This window comes from Pseudoalteromonas luteoviolacea NCIMB 1942 (assembly GCF_001625595.1).
In the GTDB taxonomy this organism is placed as follows: Bacteria; Pseudomonadota; Gammaproteobacteria; order Enterobacterales; family Alteromonadaceae; genus Pseudoalteromonas; species Pseudoalteromonas luteoviolacea_A.
In genome coordinates this window covers 25592-48510 of the sequence record NZ_AUXT01000225.1, presented here as the reverse complement: position 1 = coordinate 48510, position 22919 = coordinate 25592, and the positions used below count along the sequence as shown (strand labels likewise).

Annotated in this window: 18 protein-coding genes; 12 read left to right on the top strand and 6 right to left on the bottom strand. The window is 43.3% G+C overall.

Features of this window, described 5'->3' with window-relative positions; genetic code table 11:
* Positions 1 to 125: 125 nt before the first annotated feature.
* Positions 126 to 1004, bottom strand: coding sequence for a TraB/GumN family protein (locus N482_RS23905; protein WP_081228234.1), 879 nt, complete (start codon positions 1002 to 1004; stop codon positions 126 to 128).
* A gap of 515 nt (positions 1005 to 1519) precedes the next feature.
* On the opposite strand from N482_RS23905, the gene ilvG reads away from it, so the two are divergent.
* From ilvG to can, 8 genes are all read left to right on the top strand, one after another.
* Positions 1520 to 3169, top strand: a complete 1650-nt coding sequence (gene ilvG, locus N482_RS23900) for an acetolactate synthase 2 catalytic subunit (RefSeq protein WP_063379430.1) — start codon at positions 1520 to 1522, stop codon at positions 3167 to 3169.
* Entirely contained in the window at positions 3166 to 3408 is a 243-nt protein-coding gene (gene ilvM, locus N482_RS23895) for an acetolactate synthase 2 small subunit (protein WP_063379429.1), read from the top strand. Before ilvG ends, ilvM begins: the two co-directional genes overlap by 4 nt.
* A gap of 21 nt (positions 3409 to 3429) precedes the next feature.
* The gene (locus N482_RS23890; protein WP_063379428.1) at positions 3430 to 4353 is read left to right on the top strand and encodes a branched-chain amino acid transaminase; all 924 of its coding nucleotides are present in this window, start codon (positions 3430 to 3432) and stop codon (positions 4351 to 4353) included.
* A 76-nt stretch (positions 4354 to 4429) separates the two neighbouring features.
* On the top strand, positions 4430 to 6286 hold the full coding sequence (gene ilvD / locus N482_RS23885; protein ID WP_063379427.1) for a dihydroxy-acid dehydratase: 1857 nt from the start codon (positions 4430 to 4432) through the stop codon (positions 6284 to 6286).
* 2 nt (positions 6287 to 6288) lie between these two features.
* A complete protein-coding gene (ilvA, locus tag N482_RS23880; RefSeq protein WP_063379426.1) occupies positions 6289 to 7830 on the top strand; it encodes a threonine ammonia-lyase, biosynthetic in 1542 nt (513 codons plus the stop codon).
* A 61-nt stretch (positions 7831 to 7891) separates the two neighbouring features.
* Entirely contained in the window at positions 7892 to 8944 is a 1053-nt protein-coding gene (locus tag N482_RS23875; RefSeq protein ID WP_063379425.1) for an ABC transporter substrate-binding protein, read from the top strand.
* Between the two features lie 95 nt (positions 8945 to 9039).
* Positions 9040 to 10221: a methyltransferase gene (locus N482_RS23870; RefSeq protein WP_063379424.1), complete on the top strand. Its 1182-nt coding sequence runs from the start codon at positions 9040 to 9042 to the stop codon at positions 10219 to 10221.
* A gap of 19 nt (positions 10222 to 10240) precedes the next feature.
* Complete coding sequence (gene can / locus N482_RS23865; RefSeq protein WP_063379423.1) at positions 10241 to 10930, top strand: carbonate dehydratase; 690 nt, start codon at positions 10241 to 10243, stop codon at positions 10928 to 10930.
* A 70-nt stretch (positions 10931 to 11000) separates the two neighbouring features.
* Here the strand turns inward: can and ubiK are convergent, their stop codons facing one another.
* Positions 11001 to 11267: a ubiquinone biosynthesis accessory factor UbiK gene (gene ubiK / locus N482_RS23860; protein WP_063379422.1), complete on the bottom strand. Its 267-nt coding sequence runs from the start codon at positions 11265 to 11267 to the stop codon at positions 11001 to 11003.
* Between the two features lie 194 nt (positions 11268 to 11461).
* Here ubiK and rep point away from each other — a divergent pair, with 194 nt between their 5' ends.
* A complete protein-coding gene (rep, locus tag N482_RS23855) occupies positions 11462 to 13474 on the top strand; it encodes a DNA helicase Rep (RefSeq protein WP_063379421.1) in 2013 nt (670 codons plus the stop codon).
* Here the strand turns inward: rep and N482_RS23850 are convergent.
* The 3 genes from N482_RS23850 to elbB form a co-directional block, all read right to left on the bottom strand.
* Positions 13463 to 16036: a diguanylate cyclase domain-containing protein gene (locus N482_RS23850; RefSeq protein ID WP_063379420.1), complete on the bottom strand. Its 2574-nt coding sequence runs from the start codon at positions 16034 to 16036 to the stop codon at positions 13463 to 13465. The two genes, rep and N482_RS23850, sit on opposite strands and share 12 nt — an antisense overlap.
* Before the next feature lie 159 nt (positions 16037 to 16195).
* The gene (locus N482_RS23845; RefSeq protein ID WP_063379419.1) at positions 16196 to 16585 is read right to left on the bottom strand and encodes a c-type cytochrome; all 390 of its coding nucleotides are present in this window, start codon (positions 16583 to 16585) and stop codon (positions 16196 to 16198) included.
* Positions 16586 to 16779: 194 nt separating this feature from the next.
* Positions 16780 to 17433 (bottom strand): isoprenoid biosynthesis glyoxalase ElbB, encoded by a 654-nt coding sequence (gene elbB / locus N482_RS23840; RefSeq protein ID WP_063379418.1) that lies wholly within the window; start codon positions 17431 to 17433, stop codon positions 16780 to 16782.
* Positions 17434 to 17854: 421 nt separating this feature from the next.
* Between elbB and polA the strand changes: the two genes are divergently transcribed.
* The 3 genes from polA to N482_RS23825 all read left to right on the top strand — a co-directional run bounded on the left by polA (position 17855) and on the right by N482_RS23825 (position 22174).
* Positions 17855 to 20605 carry a DNA polymerase I gene (polA, locus tag N482_RS23835; protein ID WP_063379417.1) on the top strand — a complete coding sequence of 917 codons (2751 nt, stop codon included), beginning with the start codon at positions 17855 to 17857 and terminating at the stop codon, positions 20603 to 20605.
* Between the two features lie 473 nt (positions 20606 to 21078).
* Positions 21079 to 21642, top strand: coding sequence for a YceI family protein (locus N482_RS23830; RefSeq protein WP_063379416.1), 564 nt, complete (start codon positions 21079 to 21081; stop codon positions 21640 to 21642).
* Complete coding sequence (locus N482_RS23825) at positions 21635 to 22174, top strand: DUF1285 domain-containing protein (protein WP_063379415.1); 540 nt, start codon at positions 21635 to 21637, stop codon at positions 22172 to 22174. Before N482_RS23830 ends, N482_RS23825 begins: the two co-directional genes overlap by 8 nt.
* Here N482_RS23825 and yihA read toward each other — a convergent pair.
* Positions 22171 to 22809, bottom strand: a complete 639-nt coding sequence (gene yihA, locus N482_RS23820; RefSeq protein ID WP_063379414.1) for a ribosome biogenesis GTP-binding protein YihA/YsxC — start codon at positions 22807 to 22809, stop codon at positions 22171 to 22173. The genes N482_RS23825 and yihA overlap by 4 nt on opposite strands.
* Positions 22810 to 22919: the final 110 nt, after the last annotated feature.

Below are 22919 nucleotides of genomic sequence, written 5' to 3'. Positions count from 1 at the left end.
TGTTTATCTCAGTTAGCGATTTATTTTGAAGGGCGTTTAGATAGCGTGCTTGATATTTAACTTTTTAAGCTGACACAGAATTTTGAACGCCCTCGCATTAGAAAAAAGCGTCCATAACACGGATATTACATTCTTTTTATGGTGAACCCCTTGGTCTTTAAGAGCGTGATTAAGCCATGTTCTAGCGGCAAATGTAATGCCCCAACAGCAATAAAATGTGGCTCTTTGGTCATTGCAGGAGCAAGGCTTTCAACCCACGCATGATTGCGCTCAATTAACAAGATTTGCTCTGCAAGTTGGGCGTACTTTGTATCATCAAAACTCAAGTGATAATAACTATTTAAACGTGCTTCATCGCCTGTTTTCCATGCCGTGATCATGTCATGGATAAAGGTGTTTGCATCTTCCATTTGCGATAAAGTCTGTTCCATCATTTCATCACTCATTTTGGCGGTTTCGTTAAACATAGTTAGCTGTTGTTCGAATGTTTCAAGTGGCTTGATTACTTTATTGAGTCGTTGTGCATGGGCAATAACCTGTTTATCAATACCAAACTGCTCGCTGTAACCTGCTTTTTGATACTCAAGCTGAATAATCGTGAGCATAACCATCCAAACAGGCTGACCTCGAAACAATTCAATGTTGATCCCTCGCTTAGCAAAGTAACTTTTAAGCTGCTTGTATACTGGTTGGGAAAGCGCTTCTTGGAACGGTTTGACCTCTGTGCTAGCAACAAAGCTGGCAAGTTTACGTTGTATGTCTAACGGGGATAAGGTGCTCATATCCAGTTCAACGACTGTGTATTTTGAACGATTAATCGCACTTTTCACGTTTTTTGGTAGGCCATTCATACTTGCATCACCTACATGCACCGTGCCGAATAAGTAAGAGGTCACACCATTTTTTTCTGCGCTCCACAGAGCTGGTGCGGCTTGGCTTAATGTACTGAGAAAGAGTGCAATGAAGAGAAATAAACTATGCACTGTGACTATTTTTAGTTTCACACTAGGTTCCTTATTGAGTTCTGAATGAACATCATAATCACAGGAGGATGTAAATCACAAAAATTTAATAATCAAAAATGCCATGCATAAAGTTGTTTTTTATTCAGGAGCGAAGTGACCTAAGGACATACTTTTTAAATAAAATTGAAAATATATTTCTTAAAGGTTGTGTTTTTAGGTTTTTTGTTTCCTTTAGGTGGGTTCGTTGATTTGATAAAGCATAAATTTTATAGTTGACTTGGTGGCATACGCGGGTTACTAATAGAATAAAGAACGGGCACACAGGCTTTATGCCCAAAAATTGTTTAGCAGTACAAACCAAGAACTTAGGTTAAGAATTTATGTTACATACAGCAACTCTACTAGTCGTGATTATCAACGTGGTGATTATTATTACCGCGGGGGCTGATTAGTGCTGTAAGAAAATAACAGCTAAGAGCCCCCCGCACTGAAAAGTTCGGGGGGCTCTTTCGTTTTAGGGCTAAAAAACAGAGCAAAGGGTAATGAGCAAAACAATGACAGGCGCACAAATGGTAATAGACATTCTTGTAAAGCAAGGTGTTACAGACGTATTCGGATATCCCGGTGGTGCGATTATGCCGATTTACGATGCGTTGTACGGTGCGCCTCTAAAGCACTATCTGACACGCCATGAGCAAGGTGCTGGATTTGCTGCTGTCGGCTATGCACGCAGCACTGGTAAGTTGGGCGTGTGTTTTGCAACCTCTGGGCCCGGAGCTACAAATTTAGTTACTTCACTGGCCGATGCCATGATGGACTCAGTTCCCCTGTTAGCTATAACTGGACAAGTCCCTACGGCCGCTATCGGTTCTGATGCATTCCAAGAAGTGGATGTATTGGGTATGTCTCTCTCCTGTACCAAACACAGCTTTATGGTAGAGCGTGTGGAGGATTTAGCTGAGGTATTACAACAAGCGATGCATTTAGCGACATCTGGCAGACCAGGCCCAGTTCTTGTTGATATCCCCAAAGATATCCAGCAGGGGCAAGTGCCGTATACACCTTGGCTTGCAGATGCGCAAGAATGTGATTCCACCTCAATGCAAGAGTTGAAAGCTGCAAATACCCTTTTAAAAAACGCCAAAAGACCTATTGCATACGTTGGAGGGGGTGTTCAAAGTGCCGATGCGCAAGATGAGCTGATGGCATTCCTCGCTCGGACTCAAATGCCGGCGGTGTCAACGCTCAAAGCGCTTGGCAGCGTGTTACCTGAGTATGAATATGAGTTGGGTATGTTGGGAATGCATGGTACTAAGGCTGCCAATTTAGCTGTGCAAGAATGTGACTTATTGGTTTGCATCGGTGCTAGGTTTGACGACAGGGTGACGGGCAATTTAGCGAAGTTTGCCGCCAAAGCACAGGTGCTTCACCTAGATATAGATGCTGCGGAAGTAGGTAAGCGCAAACCCGCTGCGGCATCGCTTATCGCAGATCTAAAAATGTCTTTACCACAACTTGAAGGGAGCTTAACCACAGAGGAGTGGCGTGAACATGTGAGTCAAATGAAGCGCGATTATGCGTGGCGTTATGACTACCCAGGAGAAAAGGTATTTGCGCCTTACTTATTAAACAAATTAAGCCGCGATATGCCCAAGCAAACCGTTGTATGTTGTGATGTGGGCCAGCATCAGATGTGGGTCGCACAGCATATGAAGTTTGACCATCCAAGTAACCACCTAAGTAGTGGTGGTGCAGGCACTATGGGTTTTGGTTTGCCGGCAGCTATTGGTGCTCAAATTGCACGACCGCAAGATACGGTGATCACGGTCTCAGGTGATGGTTCTATCATGATGAATATCCAAGAACTGGCGACAATTCGCCGAAATAATTTACCGGTCAAAATTGTCATTTTAGACAATCAAAGATTAGGCATGGTAAGGCAGTGGCAAGAGCTCTTTTTTGCAGGGCGATATAGCGAAACAAATTTATCTGACAACCCAGACTTTGTGCAACTTGCAGCAGTTTTTGGGATTCCAGGTCAGACGATTACACACGCCTCAGAAGTCGATGAGGCAATTGATAATTTAGTATCCAGTGAAGGACCTTACATTTTACATGCCTGTATTGATGATAAAGAAAATGTTTGGCCTCTAGTCCCGCCAGGTGCGGCAAATGATGAAATGATAACGGAGAACACACAATGAAACATCAATTAACTGTGGCTGTAAAAAATCAGAGTGTCGCTGTAGAGCGTTTTCTGCGTGTGGCACGCCATAGAGGGTTTCGTCTTATGCAATTGCAACTGGAAGGGCAAGATGAATTGTTTCACGTCAAAATGACGGTGGACAGTGACAAGCCGATCTATCTATTAACATCACAATTAAATAAGCTGGTCGATGTGCACTCAGTTGATTTGCACACATTACAGCAGCAGGCAATATAACAATATTAAGGTTTTAAAATAATGACACAAACTTCAGAATTTATTTGGCACAACGGTGAAATGATCCCTTACCAACAGGCTACGACACACGTATTAAGTCATGCTTTACACTATGGTAGCTCAGTCTTTGAAGGGATCCGTGCTTATGATACGCCAAATGGACCGGCTATTTTTAGATTGGATGACCATATTCAACGACTATTCGATTCAGCCAAAATTTACCGTATGGAAATTCCTTACAGCAAAGAGGAGATTATGGCTGCGTGTAAGCAGGCCGTAAAGGAAAATGGTTTCACAAACGCTTATCTTCGTCCATTTGCATTTTTAGGTCATGTTGGACTTGGCTTAAATCCGAAATCACACCTTGCCGATGTCACTGTAGCAGCAATGGAATGGGGCGCGTATTTGGGAGATGAAAGTCTTGCACAAGGTGTTGACGTATGTGTCTCTTCTTGGAGTCGGTTAGCGCCTAACACGATGCCAACTGCTGCGAAAGCGGGTGGGAATTACTTATCTTCGCAGCTTATTTCTGGTGAAGCCAAACGCAATGGTTATGTTGAAGGGATTGCGCTTGACGTCAACGGTTACCTCAGTGAAGGGGCTGGAGAAAACTTGTTTGTTGTCAGAAAAGGTGTGTTATACACGCCACCAACAACAGCGTGTATTTTACCTGGCTTAACGCGTGACACAATTATTCATCTAGCCAAAGAGCGTGGCTATGAAGTGCGTGAAGAGCCAATCGCGCGAGAAGCACTGTACCTAGCTGATGAGTTCTTTATGGTAGGTACGGCTGCTGAAGTTGTGCCAGTACGCAGTGTTGACCAAATCCAAGTTGGTGAAGGTCAGCGAGGGCCAATTACAGCAGAGCTTCAGCAAGCTTATTTTGATTTAGTTAAGGGTCAAGCTGATGATCCTAATGGCTGGTTAGCTTTCGTCAACGAATAATCAGCACACAAAGTATCGATATTTTTGGGAATGAGGTAATGCCGGTTAGCGGCTAAAAACAGGTTAAGGGGTCAACATGGCTAAGTTACGCAGTAAAACTACAACAGAAGGTCGTCAACGTGCTGGAGCGCGTGCATTATGGCGTGCAACAGGGATGACAGATGAAGACTTTCATAAGCCGATTATTGCGGTCGTGAATTCATACACACAGTTTGTACCTGGTCATGTCCACCTTAACCAACTAAGCGAGCTGATGGCAGAGGCTATCAGTGAAGCCGGCGGTGTGCCACGAGAGTTTAACACGATTGCTATCGATGATGGGATAGCAATGGGTCATGGCGGCATGCTGTACTCTTTGCCTTCTCGCGATCTGATTGCTGACTCTGTGGAGTACATGGTTAATGCACACTGTGCAGATGCTATGGTATGTATTTCGAATTGTGACAAGATCACGCCGGGCATGTTGTTAGCTGCGCTGCGACTTAATATACCGGTTATTTTTGTTTCGGGTGGCCCCATGGAAGCGGGTAAAACTCGCCTTGCGGACATTGAGCTTAAATTAGACTTGGTTGACGCTATGGTAAAAGGCGCGGATCCTTCTGTGAGTGATGAGGACTCTGATCAAGTGGAGCGTTCGGCGTGTCCAACATGTGGCTCTTGTTCAGGTATGTTTACTGCGAATTCAATGAACTGCTTGTTAGAGTCACTTGGTTTGGCACTGCCTGGAAATGGCACAACTTTGGCGACGCACAAAGACCGTCGTCAGCTTTATGATGGTGCAGCTAAACGTATCATGGCATTGTGCGATGATTACTATCGCCAAGACAACGACGCGGTATTGCCGCGCAATATAGCTAATAAAGCCGCGTTTACTAACGCTATGACGCTAGATATTGCGATGGGTGGTTCATCTAATACGGTGCTACATATTCTTGCAGCGGCCCAAGAGGCGGGTGTTGATTTTGATATGGATGATATCGACCAGCTGTCTCGTCAAACGCCTTTCTTATGCAAGGTGGCCCCCGCTACCCAACAGTACCATATAGAAGATGTACACCGTGCAGGTGGCATCATGGCGATTCTTAATGAACTGGGCAAGGCCGATAAACTAGATTTGAGTGTAGGTCATGTCGCTGGTGGCACATTGGGTGAGGTGATCAATAGATGGGATGCGTCTGATAGCAATAACCAGCGCGCACAGACTTTTTATCGTGCAGGTCCTGCCGGTATTCGAACAACCCAAGCAATGAGCCAAGAATGCCGCTGGGATGAATTAGATTTGGACCGTGAAGGAGGGTGTATTCGCAGTGTAAAACACGCCTTCCGTCAGGACGGTGGATTGGCAGTACTAACAGGTAATTTGGCACCAGATGGTTGTATCGTAAAGAGTGCTGGGGTGGTAGATGACATGCTGCAATTCACTGGTCCTGCGGTGGTTTATGAATCACAGGATGATGCCGTGGAAGGCGTCTTAGGCGGCGAAGTCAAAAAAGGAGATGTTGTTATCATCCGCTATGAGGGGCCTAAAGGCGGGCCCGGTATGCAAGAGATGCTCTATCCGACCAGCTACCTAAAATCTATGGGGCTAGACAAAGATTGTGCATTATTGACTGATGGGCGTTTTTCGGGTGGTACGTCAGGCTTGTCAATCGGTCATGCTTCTCCAGAGGCTGCAAGTGGCGGCACTTTAGCATTGATTGAAAATGGTGATTTGGTTGCGATAGATATTCATGCGCGTTCAATTGATGTGCTGTTAGATGAAACAGAATTAAATCTGCGTAAAGAAAAGCAATTGGCAAGAGGAAAAGACGCGTTTAAGCCACGTGATCGTGAGCGTGTCGTTTCTTCTGCTTTGAAAGCCTACGCACTTCTTGCAACGAGTGCAGACAAAGGTGCTGTTCGCGATCTCGCAAAATTAGAGGAGCTCAGTTAGCTATGGTGGCACAGGAGCTAGACTATTTTAGAGCCATAATCCAAGCGAATATGGCACCTTTGGTAAGACATACGGAAGTAAGTAGTTTAACTGGACTGTCTAAAAAATTAGCAAATCAGATTTGGCTTAAGCGAGAAGATCAGCAACCGGTTTACTCGTTTAAACTGCGTGGCGCATTCAACAAACTGAGCAAATTGCCAGAGCACTCTCATGTTGTGACTGCCTCAGCAGGTAACCATGCACAAGGTGTTGCGCTGAGTGCCGCGCATCTTGGCCACAAAGCCACGATCGTGATGCCGGTGACTACGCCAGAAATTAAAGTGAATGCAGTGCGTAATTTGGGTGGGCATGTTGTTTTACATGGCCATCACTTTGATGCCGCAAATAGTCATGCAAAAGAATTGTGTGAGCGTGAAAATGGGGTATTTGTTCCGCCTTTTGATGACAAAGATGTAATTGTGGGGCAGGGGACTGTGGCACGGGAAATGATGCAGCAGCTCGATAAGCTTGATGCCGTATTCATTCCTGTTGGCGGCGGCGGCTTATTGGCTGGAATGGCAGTTTACATCAAATCACTGCGTCCAGATATCCGAATCATAGGGGTAGAAGCGACAGAAAGCGCCTGCTTACATGCTGCGATGGAAAAAGGGAGACCAGTAGAGTTGGAGCAGGTTGGTAGCTTTGCAGATGGTATTGCAGTAAAAAAAATAGGTGAAGAGACCTTTCGCTTAGCGCAAACATACTGTGATGAGGTTGTGGTGGTCTCTACCGATGAGATCTGCGCAGCAGTGCAAGACATCTTTGTAGAGACACGCGCAATAGCCGAACCATCTGGTGCGGTTGCCTTGGCAGGCCTGAAGCGATGGTGTGATACTAATACTGTTCAAGGTTTGTCATTGGCAGCGATTTTGTCTGGTGCAAACCTAAACTTTGATAGGTTGCGCTATATTGCTGAGCGAACTGCACTGGGGGCAAAAAGTGAAGCGCTATTTGGGGTGACGATTGATGAGCAAAAAGGCAGTTTTAAACAGTTTTGCCAAACTTTAGGTGGCCGCTCCATTACGGAATTTAATTATCGCTATGCGGGTGGTAGAGAAGCACAAATATTTGTTGGAGTCGGGTTGCGCGATGGAGAAGAAGAATTGCGCGAATTACAGAACAACCTTTCTGAAAATGGCTATATGTTTACCGATTTATCCGATAATGAACTCGCCAAGCTTCATATACGCTATATGGTTGGAGGTAAGCCACCAGTTGCGATTGAAGAGCGCTTGTTGCGCTTTGAATTTCCAGAGTATCCTGGTGCCTTATTGAGGTTCCTTGAAACCTTAGGCTGCGAGTGGAATATTACTTTGTTCCATTATCGCAATCATGGGGCGGCAAAAGGTCAGGTTTTGGCGGGGTTTGAGCTTGGACCACAAGAATCCCCTAAATTTGAGGAGCACCTCGAGCGGTTAGGGTATTATTACCAAGATGAGACAAGCAATCCCTGTTTCTCTCAGTATTTACAGTCTAATGAGGAATATACTCGTAAAGTAGGATAAGCCTGCTTTTCAATCGGTGTTTCGACTTCTATAGTGTGGTTATATATTCAAGGGACTGCCTATGAAACACCGTTTCCTTCCATTTGTTGTTTTCATTTTTCTAAGTGCGAATGTCCATGCGCTTGAACCTGTTACCTTACAATTAAAGTGGGTACACCAGTTTCAATTCGTGGGGTATTACCTTGCAAAACATAAAGGCTTTTATCAAGAAGCTGGGTTAGATGTTAATATTGTACCAGCACAAAAGTATAATCCTGATGAGCAGTTTAAAGTGCTCTCAGGGCAAGCACAATTTGGTGTTACTCATTCAGGTCTTTTAGAACAGCGCCTACTGGGTAAGCCTTTAGTGGCCTTGGCGGCCATATTTCAATCTTCTCCCTATTGTTGGATGGTGCATGCTGACAGTGACATTTATCTGCCAAAAGACTTCCAAAACAAACGAATTAGCCACCTTGGACGTAGCGAGGGGGCCGAATTGGTACTGATGCTAGAGCGCGCGGGCATTGATATTGAAAAGCTGCCTATTTACTCGGGGCTTGAACCCTTGGCTGATTTTAAGGCAGGTAAATTTGATGCTTTGCAGGTGTATGTTTCTAACGAACCTTACAAAATGTCTCAACAAGGGGTGGCAACAAGGCTGATCTGTCCAAAGCATTATGGCATCAATGTTTATGCGGACATTTTATTTACGTCAGAGGATGTCTATAAATATCGCCCAGAGATGGTGGCAAAGTTTCGCAGTGCCAGTTTAAGGGGGTGGCGCTATGCGTTGGCTAACCTAGATGAAGCGCTACAAGTAACCAAATACTACGCAACAGAAAAAAGCTTTGAAGAGTTGGCCAATGAAGCTGACAAACTGTTGCCCTTTATTAAGGCGCCAGGTATTCCTCTAGGTAATATGTCTGTGGCGCGGTGGCAGTGGATTGCTCAGCTATATCACCTAGATGTGATGGGCTTTCATGAGCATAAAAACGTCTTCCTATACTCTGATGATAGTGAGGGAGAGTTGAGCTGGTCTTGGATGCTTTCTTTGGCTGTTGCACTCAGCCTGCTGTGTATTCCAATGTATATTCACCTTGTCTTGTTCAAGAAAAAGCGCTTTATGATCAACTAGAGTAGAGGCAATAGTGGTAAAGGCAAGAGTGAAGTTTTCCAAGACCAAATGAATGGATTACAATGTGTGTCTAACTGTAGTAACGCTTCTGACTTATGACTTCTAATTTTGTTTCTCACTTTAAGGCCTTAGACCAATTACTTTATGAAACTCGCCAATATTGGCAGCTGTTAGCCTTTGATCATCTCAGTACACCGTGGCCAGAATTAGACCATTACTTATCCCAGTTGAGCGACTTAAATTTAAGTGCGTTAGATATGGATCAAAGTGCACTTCAGCGAACACTCGCAAACTACATTCCACAGCTGAGTGAAATAGCGAAATTGGTCGAAGTGGATGAATTAAAGTCTCAAAGGCCAGTATTACCTTTTTGGTTAAGTAATGGTATTAAAGGTCGAAAGGTAAACCAGCTGCAAGATTTTGTTGGCGCACTAGACGAACGCCACTTACCGGTATTGGAGTGGTGTGCTGGTAAGGGGCATTTAGGGCGTATTATGGCATTTACAGGAGTACCTCATGTCGATAGCGTAGAGTTACAAGCGCATCTATGTACGCAGGGGGTTAAGAGTGCCCAGCAACAAGATTTGGCAATGACCTTTCACTGCGCGGATGTATTACAAGATCCCGTTGCCCATTATTTTAAGCCACAGCAACATGCTGTTGCTCTGCATGCATGTGGCAAGTTGCATCAAAATTTCATGAATGAAGCGTCAAAAGCTGGGTGTGAAAAAATTAGTTTGTCCCCTTGTTGCTATCATTTGTTCACGCCTGCACAGTATGAGCCGATGAGTGATGTAGCGAAACAAAGCTTAATAACTCTCACTCATAACGATATGAAATTAGCGCTACAAGAAACAGTAACGGCACCTTCACGTGTCGCAAAGGTGCGTAAGAAAGAAGTACTATGGCGTTTAGCATTTGATGCTTTGCGTCGCGATATTACCCACAGTAATGAATATATTAGTGTTCCTTCAGTCAACAAGGCGATATTTTCTGGAGAGTTTGAAGAGTTTTGCCAATGGGCCGCACAGCAAAAAGGGATTACCTTAGCGGAGCGCATTGACTATGCGGCATACTTAGATTCAGCGGGGAAAAGACAACAAATCACAGAACGCATTGAGCTTGTGCGCCATGCATTTAGACGTGCAATTGAAATGTGGTTAGTGTTAGACAGGGTTTTATATTTGCAGGCTGCTGGTTATGATGTGACTCTTAAGCAGTTCTGTGAAAAATCTCTAACACCAAGGAACTTATTGATCCAGGCAGTAAAGCGCTAACACATTATGGGAGAGAGAAATGTGCCAACAGGAAAAAAGTCACTTAGAACACCTGCTCAATAATAATCGACAATGGGCACAACGCACGCAAGCTCGTGATCCTGAGTTTTTTAAAACCTTATCTATGCAACAAAATCCAGATTATTTATGGATTGGTTGCTCTGACTCCCGAGTGCCAGCCAATGAGATCGTAGACTTGCTTCCCGGTGAGCTATTTGTGCATCGAAATGTTGCTAATGTGGTAGTTCACACCGATCACAACTGTTTGTCAGTGATGCAATATGCGGTTGAGGTACTCAAGGTCAAGCATATTATGGTTGTGGGCCATTACGGGTGTGGCGGCGTTAAGGCTGCGCTGGATGGTGCAAAGTTTGGTTTAATCGACAACTGGCTGAGGCATGTGGTTGATATTAAAGAAAAACACCAAGCGGTTCTACGTGAAGTCATGGAATCACAGCGCAATGATGTATTGTGTGAGTTAAATGTAATTGAACAAGTTCGTAATGTTTGTAGAACTGCAATCGTCCAAGATGCTTGGGACAGAGGGCAAACGCTGCAAGTACATGGATGGGTGTATGGATTGGCGGATGGCTTACTACATGAATTGATTCAAGCTGTTGGTTCTGAAGACGGGTTATCTTCAAAGTATGAACAAGCTATGCTGTCTTTACTAACGCGTAGTGAACAACGTATTGGGCAAGAGCCATAAAATAGTGAGCAAGCTGAGCGACTAGGATTTAGCTTGCTCGTTGTAATGAGATTAGTCTCGTCAGGAAACGTTACTCGCCAGAATCGCTTTGCTTTGCTAACTTTGCTTCCAACTCAGCGACTTTTGCTTCAAGCTCCGTCATTTTTTCGCGTGTTCTGATCAATACTTTACTTTGGATATCAAACTCTTCACGACTTACAAAATCCATTTCCGTCAGCTTTGCTTGAATAGCTTGCTTGGTTCTTGTTTCGAACGTTTCTGCTAAATTGCGCACGCCTTGTGGCATATTGCTTGAGATTTGTTTCGCAATCTCTTCTATTTTTGCAGGGTTTATCATGAGTGGGCCTCGTAGCTAGTTGATAGTTTGTATCTTACCGCAAAGTCTTTAACCATTAAACGCCTTTTCATAGAACTATAGGTCGCAATTTTGCAATGTTACAACGATAATAAAAGGCCCCTTCGTCGCAATTGGTATTACGGACTTTATACGATAAACTAAGTGGCTCAGTTAGTCAGAGTGCACACCTTTTTATGAAACTTAATCCCAAGCAAGATGAAGCGGTTAAATATATTAGCGGCCCTTGCCTCGTATTGGCAGGCGCAGGCTCAGGTAAAACGCGTGTAATCACAAACAAGATAGCTTATCTTGTCCAGCACTGTGAATACAAGGCACGTAATATCGCGGCCGTGACCTTCACCAACAAAGCAGCAAAAGAAATGCGCGAACGTGTTTCACAGACCCTTAGTAAACAAGATGCGAAGGGGTTATGGATCTCAACATTCCACACGCTGGGTTTAAACATCATAAAAAAAGAGGTGAAAACATTAGGCTACAAACCTGGATTTTCGCTGTTTGATGATCAAGACACTGGTCAGTTGTTGGCTGAACTGACAGAAAAAGAGCTAGAACGAGACAAAGATTTACTCAACCTGTTAAAAATGCAGATCGGCAATTGGAAAAATGAACTGATCTTGCCAGAGCGTGCGATCAGAGAAGCTAGAGAGCCTCAAAAAGCACTTTTTGCGCAGCTATACGCGCGTTATCAAACCCAGCTCAGAGCATACAATGCATTGGACTTTGACGACTTAATAATGATCCCAACTCTATTGTTGGGTAGCTCAGCAGATGTACGAGAGCGTTGGCAGAATCAGTTTAGATATTTACTGGTGGATGAGTATCAAGATACCAATACCAGCCAATATCAGCTCGTGAAGTTATTAGTGGGAGAGCGAGCACGCTTTACAGTCGTAGGTGACGATGATCAGTCTATCTATTCTTGGCGTGGTGCAAAACCTCAAAACCTTGTGCTGTTGAGTAAGGACTTTCCGGGTCTTAGGTTAATCAAACTAGAGCAGAATTACCGAAGTGCGGGTCGAATTCTAAAATCGGCCAATATATTGATTGCGAATAACCCTCATGAATTTGATAAGAAGTTATTCAGTGAACTGGGTTATGGTGACCCGCTGAGAGTCATTGTAACCCGAGACGAAGAACATGAGTCGGAACGCGTGGTTGCGGAGATCATCTCTCATAAGTTTATGAAACGCACTAGCTATAAAGATTATGCGATCCTATATCGCGGTAATCACCAAGCGCGCGTGTTTGAAAAAGCGCTGATGGCGAACCGTATTCCCTATAAAATTAGCGGTGGCATGTCGTTTTTTGCTCGAAGCGAAATTAAGGACATCATGGCTTATTTGAGGTTGTTGGTTAACCAAGATGATGATAATGCGTTTATTCGTATTGTGAATACACCGAGACGAGAAATTGGTCCGGTAACACTTGAAAAGTTGGGCAGTCTCGCGAATGACAAGCATATTAGTTTATTTGAAGCTTGTTTTGACCCTGATTTAACACAGCGATTAACTGGCAAAGGGTTTAATGCACTGGCCGGTTTTGGCCGTTGGGTGGTAGAACTGAGTGATAGAACGACACGCGGTGACACATTAGAAGCGGTGAAGGATATGATTAGGGAGATCAATTACGAGACCTATCTTTACGAGTCATCTACCAGTGCCAAAGCTGCGGAAATGAGGATGAAGAATGTCTCAGAACTATATCGCTGGATCAGCGATATGTTGACTGGTGATGCGGATAATCCACCGATGACTTTGGCAGAGGTAGTCACCAAATTAACACTCAGGGACATGATGGAGCGCAACGAAGAAGAAGATGAAAGCGATGCAGTGCAGCTAATGACACTACATGCTTCAAAAGGCTTGGAGTACCCTCATGTGTTTATGGTGGGCATGGAAGAGGGGTTATTGCCTCACCAAACTAGTATTGATGAAGACAATGTAGAAGAGGAGCGACGCCTTGCTTATGTAGGGATCACTCGCGCTCAACAGACGCTGACTTTGACCTATGCGAAAAGTCGCCGTCAATTTGGTGAGCAAATTACACCAGAGCTAAGTCGCTTTGTGCAAGAACTTCCCCAAGACGACCTAGAATTTGAAGGTAAAAAAGCTGTTGTTTCACAATCTGAACGAATGGAAAAAGGTCAGGCAAGAGTAGCCAACCTTCGCGCAATGCTAAAACGTTAATGTTTCTTGAGTAGTGTCAGCCTTGCTGTCACTTTTTAGTGTGCCTTTCAAGTTTTGCTGCTTACCAAAAAACAGCTGTAGCCCATGTTTCTCAAGCAAGCTTCTGAAGTTCAGAATAGCGGGACCTTTGGCGATCACTTGAATGGACTTTAATTGAGTGATAGCCAAGATGCCTTGTAGCTGAATGTCGTAACTATTTTGCTGCAAAACACGTTTACTGAATACCGAGCTTAACAACACGTATTTGAAGTCGATACTACTTAAAAAAGCCAAATCACAACGATCTTTTGCAAAGTCATTTAGACCTATATTCACGCCTAGCTGCGCCAGCTCTTTTAGGTTTTCAATTTGAACGCTGGATGCGTAGCGCACCTCATTTTCGTCAAAGACCAAACATAGCTTCGAATTGCGTTGGCTAAGGCGTTGTTTGAGCATATTAAATGCGGAGGACTCGAGTATGATAGTCGAACAGGCGAAAAGTACATCTTGCTGATAATTTGCGGCAATTTCTTGTGCTTTGCTTAATAGATCAAGCTCAATGTCTAAGTGCTCGTCCTGTGCGGCAGCAAACTTCTTCAAAATATCAAAGCTGGTGCTGCCTAATACTGGGTGTTCACCAAAAGCTTCAAGAGTGACTATTTGTTGACAGTGATTACTAAAATTGACAATTTCTGTACTTCTAAAATGTGTTGGCAAAGCGGTTAAATGATGACGTTCGGCCTGTTTACTTGCACTGCTTGTTGATGCTGTGAGTAATGGGTGGTAAAACTCATAGCGTCCACGGCCTGCATTTTTGGCGTAATACATTGCGGCATCTGCATCGCGAATAATTTCATCGGTGTTTTTATAATTTTTATTGCTGTAGGTGATACCAATACTGGCACCGCTTTGCATGCACACGCCTTTCATACAAAAAGGTTGTTGCATGACTCTAATAAGTCGCTTAGCGACATCTTCAGCTTGCTGTTTATCTGTTAAATGATCTAACAAGATCACAAATTCATCACCTGCCAAACGCGCAAGTAAATCATGTTCGCGAATACACTCAGAAAATGCTTTGCTCACCCAAATTAAAAATTGGTCTCCAGCTTGGTGCCCTAATTCGTCATTGATGACTTTAAACTTATCTAAATCGATAAATAATACGGCAAAGTTATGCTCTGGATAGCGTTGGTACTTTTGCAGTGTTTTTTCGAGCTGAGTCAGAAACAAACTGCGGTTCGGCAAGCTGGTTAAAGGATCATGGTGTGCATCGTGATAAAGCTGTTGCTCAATTTTTTTCCGCTCTTCAATCTGCATTTGTAAATGCAAATTGGTTTGTCTCAGCGCTTTGGTTTTTTCGGCAACACGATGCTCTAATTCTTGGTTACTGGCTTTTAACGCTTGGTTTGCGAGGTGAGTCTGTAATACAGATGCGATTTGATTCGAGACAAATGAAATTAATTCCACGTCTTCATGGTTATATTCATACTCATGATTGTATGCTTGGCAAGCAATTAAACCAATCACACCTTGAGCAGTTTTTAATGGGGCACCAAGCCAGCTGGTGGCCGTTTCTAAATAATCATAGTCTGGCGGTCGTTTAACGACGCCACCTTCTATTAACACGCCTGCTCTTTTTGTATCTATGAGCTGACTGCGCTCAGTAGTAATAACAAGCTCACTATATCCCTTAGCAAAAGGCCTTGGCCGGTATTCTGTCACTTCATCAACACAATAAGGAAAACTTAGCCAGTTTGAGCTTTTGTCATGGAGTGCAATATAAAGGTTGTTGGAAAAAGTGATCGAGCGAATAATTTTGTGTACTTGCTTATACACGTCATCAATGTCACTAAATTGCGTTGCCAACTCGGAGATTTTGAAGAGGATTTGCTGCCTCTCGAGCGCGCGTTTGCGCTGCTCAATCTCTTTATTTAATGCATCATTACTTTGCATTAGCGCGCGCGTACGGATCTTTACTTCTGACTCGAGTAATTCACGTTTTTTCACGCGTTCAATTGCTGTTGCCAAATAGAGCGACATCACCTCAAGTAGCTCTATTTGATGTTCGCTGTATGCTTGCTCTGCTTGATAGCTTTGTGACACCATGACGCCAATGATGTTATCATCTCTGAAGATTGGTACGCCGACCCAGTGCTCAGCGGGACTTCCCAGCGCTTTAAATTTTTCTTCATTAATCATTTGTTGCATTTGTTTTTTTGTTAAATACAACACTTTTTTATTTTCAAAAACGTAGCCAGTAACCCCTTGATCAAAATGGTGAGATTCGTGCAAAGGAACTGATATACCATCTTTCTCATCGACAAAATAAGAAAGCTCTAGAGTTTGTGTAAATTGATTTTGCAGTACCACATAAAAGCTTTTACTGGGTAAATGTTGTTCTAAAATGCTGTGAATTGCTGGGTATAGGAGGGTTAGCTCGGCAACAGTACTCGCCTGTTCAGAGAGCTGGATCAGCGCATGTTGCAAGTGATAGTTTTGTTTGTATTTTTTCAACAAGGACTCTAAGCGGCGATTCTTTCGAGTCAACTTGCGAATTGCAACGTTGTTTTGATCTTCCAATGATTAAACCAAAGGCTATTATTGTTTATTTATTAAACTTTATATTTTCATTTTTGACATTAAGGGTCAAGTGTAAAATATTAATAAAGTTTCGAGTCCAATATTTTGCCTGATCTAAAAGAAATAAGCGAGCACCTGTCTCGCTTATCTATACAAAACTTATTTGATCATAAACTCAATTGCGGCAGCAATTTCTTCATCACTACAGTCCATGCAGGTGCCTTTTGGTGGCATCGCATTAAAGCCATTGATTGCGTGATCAAGTAATACATCAGAACCTTTTGTCAGTCGTGCAGCCCAATCATCAGCTGTTTTTGGTGCACCCAGCGCCCCGGTATCATGACATGCAAAACAAGAAGCTTGATATACTTGCTCACCAGAACGTGGTCCCGTAGGTGCGACAGCTGCTGTATCTTCCGCGCCAGCTAAATACACAGAACCAATTGGTTCCAAACGCTTTTTAATGGCTTCTTCGGTTAGAGAATTAGCATACGGCTGTGCGACGGCGGCCGTGGATAGCATTAAGAGTGCTGCTGACAGTTTCTTCATTTACCTTGCTCACTTCAAATTTAATGTCTTCGATCACGAAGCACGACGGATGACGGTTCCAAATTGAGTATAACGTCACCAACTAATTTATCAAAAATGTAACCTTGATCTTAAGCGTATAAAAAACAACTTTTATTGCGTTAGGGCAAAGATTTGGCATTTTGTGCTTAAAACCAAGTAATTTTTAATCGAAGTTAGTTTATAAATTTGGCCAAGCGTGCAATTGCTTTTTCGATGCCAGCTGATGCTTCGCTGATATTTTCCGCGAGCATGTATGCCGGTGTGCTAATCACTTGTTGTTGTTCATCCACGACAATGTCAGTCACTTCACAATTCACATGTTCAGCACCAATCGCAGTTATAGCAGCAGCCGTATCTGGATCTGTCCCAATCGTTGCCAATGTACCTTGTTGATGGATATGGCCTATCAGCGCCGGTGCAATACATAGATATGCGATTGGTTTTTGTTGCTGATTAAATTGCTGGCAAGTATTTTTAAGGGCTTCCATTACCTGTGAGTCAGCACCTTTGAAAGCAAAGTCGGATAGGTTTTTAGCGACGCCAAACCCACCAGGAATGACTAAAGCTGAGAAGTCTTCAGGGTTTAACTGCGTTAAATCTTTGATATCACCGCGAGCAATTCTTGCAGCTTCAGTAAGCACATTGCGGGTTTCATTTTGTTCTTCACCAGTAAGGTGATTGATAACGTGATGTTGCTCTATATTTGGCGCAAAACACTTATACGTGATGCCATGGCGTTCTAAATGCAACATCGTCAGCACAGATTCGTGAATTTCAGCGCCATCAAAAACGCCACAACCACTAAAAATGATCGCAACTTGTTTCATGTTTTATCTCCTGAGGCTTGTTATGCCTGCTATATTCAACGTAATAATGTTGAGTGTGAAAAAAAATATAAAGGATCTGCTTTGATCTCTGATCGTTTGTGTTAGTATACGCCTCCGCCTGAAAAAATCAGGTTGTTTTCTCGCCACTGTAATTGTGAGAAAAATACATTAGGAACGACATTTCCACAAATGTCTAATTAAAAATAAAAAATATTTATCTTTAGTTTTTTATTATTTATCAATAGGTTGCTGTAAATTCTTAGGGGCTTTCCATATTTGGCTCACGGTACCCTTATGTTTATCTACAGAGTTATCCACAGTTTTTCCTCGATAAGTAACATTGCGCTCCTCTCGTTTTATGCTAAGCCTTGTGGCATTCTTAGCGAGTTTTTAAATATTTATAATTAGGATCCCAAATATTATGCCTCAGATCCCAGAAAACCCCTTAATTTTGGTGGACGGTTCTTCCTATTTGTTTCGTGCATACCATGCGCCACCGCATTTAACTAATTCCCAAGGTGAGGCGACTGGCGCGATATATGGCGTCATTAACATGCTGAAAAGCTTGTTAAAGCAATTTGATCCTAGCCACATGGTTGTTGTCTTTGACGCGAAAGGGCCGACATTCAGAAATGATATGTACTCTGAGTATAAGGCGAACAGACCACCAATGCCTGATGATTTAAGGACTCAAATTGAGCCTATACATAATATTATCAAGGCGATGGGACTGCCTTTGGTGAGTATTAGTGGTGTTGAAGCGGATGATGTCATCGGTACTTTTTCACGTATTGCGGCCCAGCAACAACGACATGTTTTGATCAGCACTGGTGATAAAGATATGGCACAGTTGGTCAATGAGCATGTCACACTGATTAATACTATGACAGACACCGTGCTGGATCCCGCTGGTGTAGTTGAAAAATTTGGGGTTGTGCCAGAGCTGATCATTGACTTCTTAGCTCTGATGGGTGACAAGGTGGACAATATCCCCGGTGTGCCTGGCGTTGGAGAAAAAACAGCACTAGCAATGCTGCAAGGTCTAGGCTCGATAGAATCACTATATGAAAACTTAGATCAAATTGCGCCGCTTGGGTTTAGAGGCTCAAAGGGTATGGCGAAAAAGCTTGAAGAGCATAAAGAACAGTTAACGCTTTCATATGAGCTAGCGACGATCAAGCTTGATTGTGAAGTAGAGCAAGATCTTGAAACCTTTAAGATCCAACCAGTGGACAAAGATCGCCTAGTTGAACTTTATGGCCAGTGTGAGTTTAAGCGTTGGTTAGCTGAGCTATTAGGTGGCAAGGCTTCGAGCACTGAAAAACAAAGTGCAATAGAAACGAGTGTACCGGCTGCCGTGGAAGGTAACTATGAAACGATTCTAACAGAAGCACAATTAATAGCTTGGGTAGAAAAACTGAAAACGGCAAATGTCATTGCGTTTGACACTGAAACTACGAGCCTTGATTATATGCAGGCTGATTTAGTGGGTATGAGCTTCGCTGTTGAGGCGGGAGAAGCGGCATATGTGCCACTGACTCATGACTATGTTGGTGTGCCCGAGCAGCTAAGTAAAGCGCTAGTCTTCTCATATATGAAGCCCATCCTTGAGGATGAAACCGTTAAGAAGGTAGGCCAAAACCTTAAGTATGACAAAAGCGTGCTAGCACGTGCTGGTATCACGCTAAACGGTATTGCTTTTGACACCATGCTGGAGTCCTACGTATTTAACAGCGTGGGCACTCGCCATGATATGGATTCATTGGCACTGAAATACCTTGGACATAAAGCGATTAGCTTTGAAGAAATCGCTGGTAAAGGTAAAAAGCAGCTTACTTTTAACCAAATTGAGTTGGATAAGGCTGCGCCTTATGCTGCCGAAGATGCAGATATTACCTTACGTCTTCACCAGCACTTATGGCCACTACTTGAAAAAGAGCCTTCATTGCTGAATGTGTTTAATGAAATTGAGTTGCCATTGGTCAATGTGTTATCAGCCGTTGAGCGAACAGGTGTCAAAATAGATGGCGGGATGCTCGCAGAGCAGAGCCTTGAAATTGAAAAGCGCTTGGCCGAACTTGAGCAAGAAGCTTTTGACTTAGCGGGAGAAGAATTTAACCTGAGTTCTACTAAGCAACTCCAAGCTATCTTGTTTGAAAAACTGGAATTGCCGATATTGAAAAAAACGCCAAAAGGAGCACCGTCCACAGCGGAAGAGGTGCTGCAAGAGCTTGCGCATGATTATCCGTTACCTAAGCTGATCATTGAACACCGAGGTTTAGCAAAGCTAAAATCAACCTATACGGATAAATTACCTAAATTGGTAAACGAAGATACACAGCGTGTTCATACTTCCTATCATCAAGCAGTCACGGCAACTGGGCGCTTGAGCTCGAGCGATCCTAATTTACAGAATATTCCAATTCGTAATGAAGCGGGGCGTCGCATTCGTCAAGCTTTTGTGGCAGATACAGATCATGTGATCTTAGCCGCGGATTACAGTCAAATCGAATTGCGTATTATGGCACACCTTTCTCAAGACAGAGGGTTGCTGAGTGCCTTTGCCGAAGGTAAAGACGTACACAGTGCCACTGCATCAGAAGTATTTTCTGTGCCACTGGATGAAGTGACCTCAGATATGCGCCGTAAAGCAAAAGCGGTCAACTTTGGGTTAATTTATGGTATGAGTGCATTTGGTCTGTCACGTCAGTTAGACATCCCTAGAAACGAAGCCCAGCACTATATGGATAAATACTTTGAGCGTTTTCCAGGTGTTTTAGAGTATATGGAAAACACACGAGAGAAGGCTGCTGAGCAAGGGTATGTAGAAACTCTATTCGGACGTCGTTTATATCTACCTGATATTAAAGCGCGTAACGGTGCTCGTCGTAAAGCTGCTGAGCGTGCTGCGATCAATGCGCCGATGCAAGGGACCGCTGCTGATATAATCAAAAAAGCGATGCTCAAAGTGCATCAATGGCTAATACAGCAAAGCACGGATGATGTGAAATTGCTCATGCAAGTACACGATGAATTGGTGTTTGAAGTGAAAGCTGATAAAGCACAGGCCTTCAGTGAGCATATTTGCACGCTGATGAGTGAAGCGGCAGAGCTTGATGTGCCGTTACTTGTCGAAGCTGATTACGGCGAAAATTGGGAACAAGCGCACTAAAAGTGTATTGCCACAACCTGAAAAGCGAGTTGCGGAAGCTTTTCAGGTTTCCCCATGGGCCTAGCTTGTTGGCCCAATTCACCGCGCACTCTGTAAATCTATGGTAAAAACATCAATCTTTTTGTGTATAAAATATCAAATTGGCGCATTATTTGCTTTGCGCTGTTTATTTCTAGATGGCTATTTGGTACAGTGCGCGCCGTCCTCATCCTGTAGGACATCCTGTTGATGATGTATCTCTCGTAAGAGGATACTGTGTATTGATAGCTTCTCCCCAGATTGCTATAACGGCTCGTAAAAGGTTTATACGAGCCGATTTTTCTCTCCCAACATATCTCGTGTTTCTTTGATTACTCTGTCATTGCGGTTTGATTATAACGCTTTCATGAACTCATGTTTATACCTAGCTCATAGGCTGACTTTAGCGCCGCTTTTTTGTTAAGATGACAGAAATATTTAAAAAGGAATACGTCATGCTTAAGCCCCTACTATTAGGTACTTTATGTTTCACGTCTCAGTTTGTTTCAGCTTGGCAGCTAGATAATGATTTGAGTGATTTAAGCTTCACTTCAGTCAAGCTAAATAGCATCGCAGAGAATCATCATTTTGAAAAACTTTCTGGTGAGATCTCAAAATCTGGCCAGTTACTTCTGGAGCTAGATTTAACGAGCATTGAGTCACTTATTCCAATCCGTAATGAGCGCATGAAGAAGATGTTGTTCAATGTTGAAAAATACGGTACTGCCACTGTAACCGCAGATTTGAAACCATGGCTAGGTCAGCTAAGCGAGGGTGTGCAACTCGTTAAAGCGCTGCCTGTGACGCTGAACCTGCACGGCAAAAGTGTTGTGCTAAATTTAGACCTAGTTGTTAATAAAGTGGGTAAGGTATTGCAGGTTACAACGCAGCGTGCGGTATTGATTAATAGCCGTGACTTTGGCATGCAAGATGGTATTGAGTCACTGAGAAAAATAGCAGGGCTAGGTAGTATTTCTCAGAGTGTACCTGTTACTTTTAATTTAGTATTCAATGACTGATAAATTATCCCTATTATTACAGGAATACCTCTCGCATCATGCGCCAACGGAGTATTGGCAAGCAGGTGAATGTGGTGTGGGTGATTTTTGCATTGATAGCAATGGGCGCTGGTTTCATCAAGGTGATGAAATCAAGCGCTTGCCACTGGCGCGCTTGTTTGTCAGCGTTTTGAGCTATGATGGCGAACGGTATCTCCTCAAAACGCCAGATGAAACCTGCACTGTTTCTGTCGAAGCGACACCTTTAGTGATTGTTGCGTGGCATGCATGTCCAAATGCAATGCAATACGGGTTTGATAAAGTGATTATTTGTGAAGACAATTTGGGCCGATATTGGCCCATTTGTGCGCAGTTTCCACTTTACATGGCAATGTATAAAGGCCAGAACATACCCCACTTAAAGCTGAATTATGGCTTATGTGCACGTATAGAGCGCAATGTATTTTACCAGTGGGTGGAACTGGCAGAGTACAGTGACAGTGAAGAAGTAATGTTACTACACTCTGCAGATGAGGTTTTTATCTTGAATTAACCTTCTTCAGACTCGGCTTCTTCTTTCACATAAGGGCCTAAAAACCAATCATCTAACTGCCACGCAAGCTCTTTTAATCCAAGCCCTTTTAGCGAAGAAAACGCGTGCACCGTGATGTCACCATCAAGCTCAGATAAAGCTTTACGCACTTGTAAAACTTCAGCTTTACGCTTGCCTTGTTTTAATTTATCCGCTTTTGTAAGTAACGCTAATACAGGAATATTACTCCCTACAGCCCAATTGATCAGATCCATATCTAGATCTTTCATCGGGTGGCGGATGTCCATTAAAACAACAATCCCCTTTAAGCTTTTACGTTTTTGTAAATACTCACCCAGAGATTTTTGCCACTTTTTCTTCATTTCAATCGGCACTTTCGCAAAGCCGTAACCCGGTAGATCGATAAGCCTCTTATCGTCATCCAATGCAAAAGTATTGATCAACTGTGTACGGCCTGGTGTTTTACTGGTTCGTGCAAGTTTTTGATCTGTAAGTGCATTTAAAGCACTCGATTTGCCGGCGTTAGAGCGCCCAGCAAAAGCCACCTCTATGCCACTGTCTGCGGGAAGGCGGGAAATATCAGGTGCGCTGGTAACGAAGGTTGCGCGGTTATATGGCATACGAGATTTTAACACTCTTACTCCTAAGCGGATTGTATGATTCCGAAATCTGATTCTTTGGTTTTATCGTATTTTATTACATCTGGCCCGCTTTGCAAAAGCAAAGAAAGTCTACAAATTTTAGC

What these genes read in the sequence shown, in the direction of transcription:
- N482_RS23825 (WP_063379415.1), top strand. Translation starts at nt 21,635, where the DNA reads ATGACTGATAAATTATCCCTATTATTACAGGAATACCTCTCGCATCAT.
- N482_RS23875 (WP_063379425.1), top strand. Translation starts at nt 7,892, where the DNA reads ATGAAACACCGTTTCCTTCCATTTGTTGTTTTCATTTTTCTAAGTGCG.
- N482_RS23870 (WP_063379424.1), top strand. Translation starts at nt 9,040, where the DNA reads ATGACTTCTAATTTTGTTTCTCACTTTAAGGCCTTAGACCAATTACTT.
- N482_RS23830 (WP_063379416.1), top strand. Translation starts at nt 21,079, where the DNA reads ATGCTTAAGCCCCTACTATTAGGTACTTTATGTTTCACGTCTCAGTTT.
- ilvM (WP_063379429.1), top strand. Translation starts at nt 3,166, where the DNA reads ATGAAACATCAATTAACTGTGGCTGTAAAAAATCAGAGTGTCGCTGTA.
- N482_RS23845 (WP_063379419.1), bottom strand. Translation starts at nt 16,585, where the DNA reads ATGAAGAAACTGTCAGCAGCACTCTTAATGCTATCCACGGCCGCCGTC.
- polA (WP_063379417.1), top strand. Translation starts at nt 17,855, where the DNA reads ATGCCTCAGATCCCAGAAAACCCCTTAATTTTGGTGGACGGTTCTTCC.
- ubiK (WP_063379422.1), bottom strand. Translation starts at nt 11,267, where the DNA reads ATGATAAACCCTGCAAAAATAGAAGAGATTGCGAAACAAATCTCAAGC.
- ilvD (WP_063379427.1), top strand. Translation starts at nt 4,430, where the DNA reads ATGGCTAAGTTACGCAGTAAAACTACAACAGAAGGTCGTCAACGTGCT.
- N482_RS23890 (WP_063379428.1), top strand. Translation starts at nt 3,430, where the DNA reads ATGACACAAACTTCAGAATTTATTTGGCACAACGGTGAAATGATCCCT.
- ilvA (WP_063379426.1), top strand. Translation starts at nt 6,289, where the DNA reads ATGGTGGCACAGGAGCTAGACTATTTTAGAGCCATAATCCAAGCGAAT.
- rep (WP_063379421.1), top strand. Translation starts at nt 11,462, where the DNA reads ATGAAACTTAATCCCAAGCAAGATGAAGCGGTTAAATATATTAGCGGC.
- ilvG (WP_063379430.1), top strand. Translation starts at nt 1,520, where the DNA reads ATGACAGGCGCACAAATGGTAATAGACATTCTTGTAAAGCAAGGTGTT.
- can (WP_063379423.1), top strand. Translation starts at nt 10,241, where the DNA reads ATGTGCCAACAGGAAAAAAGTCACTTAGAACACCTGCTCAATAATAAT.
- elbB (WP_063379418.1), bottom strand. Translation starts at nt 17,433, where the DNA reads ATGAAACAAGTTGCGATCATTTTTAGTGGTTGTGGCGTTTTTGATGGC.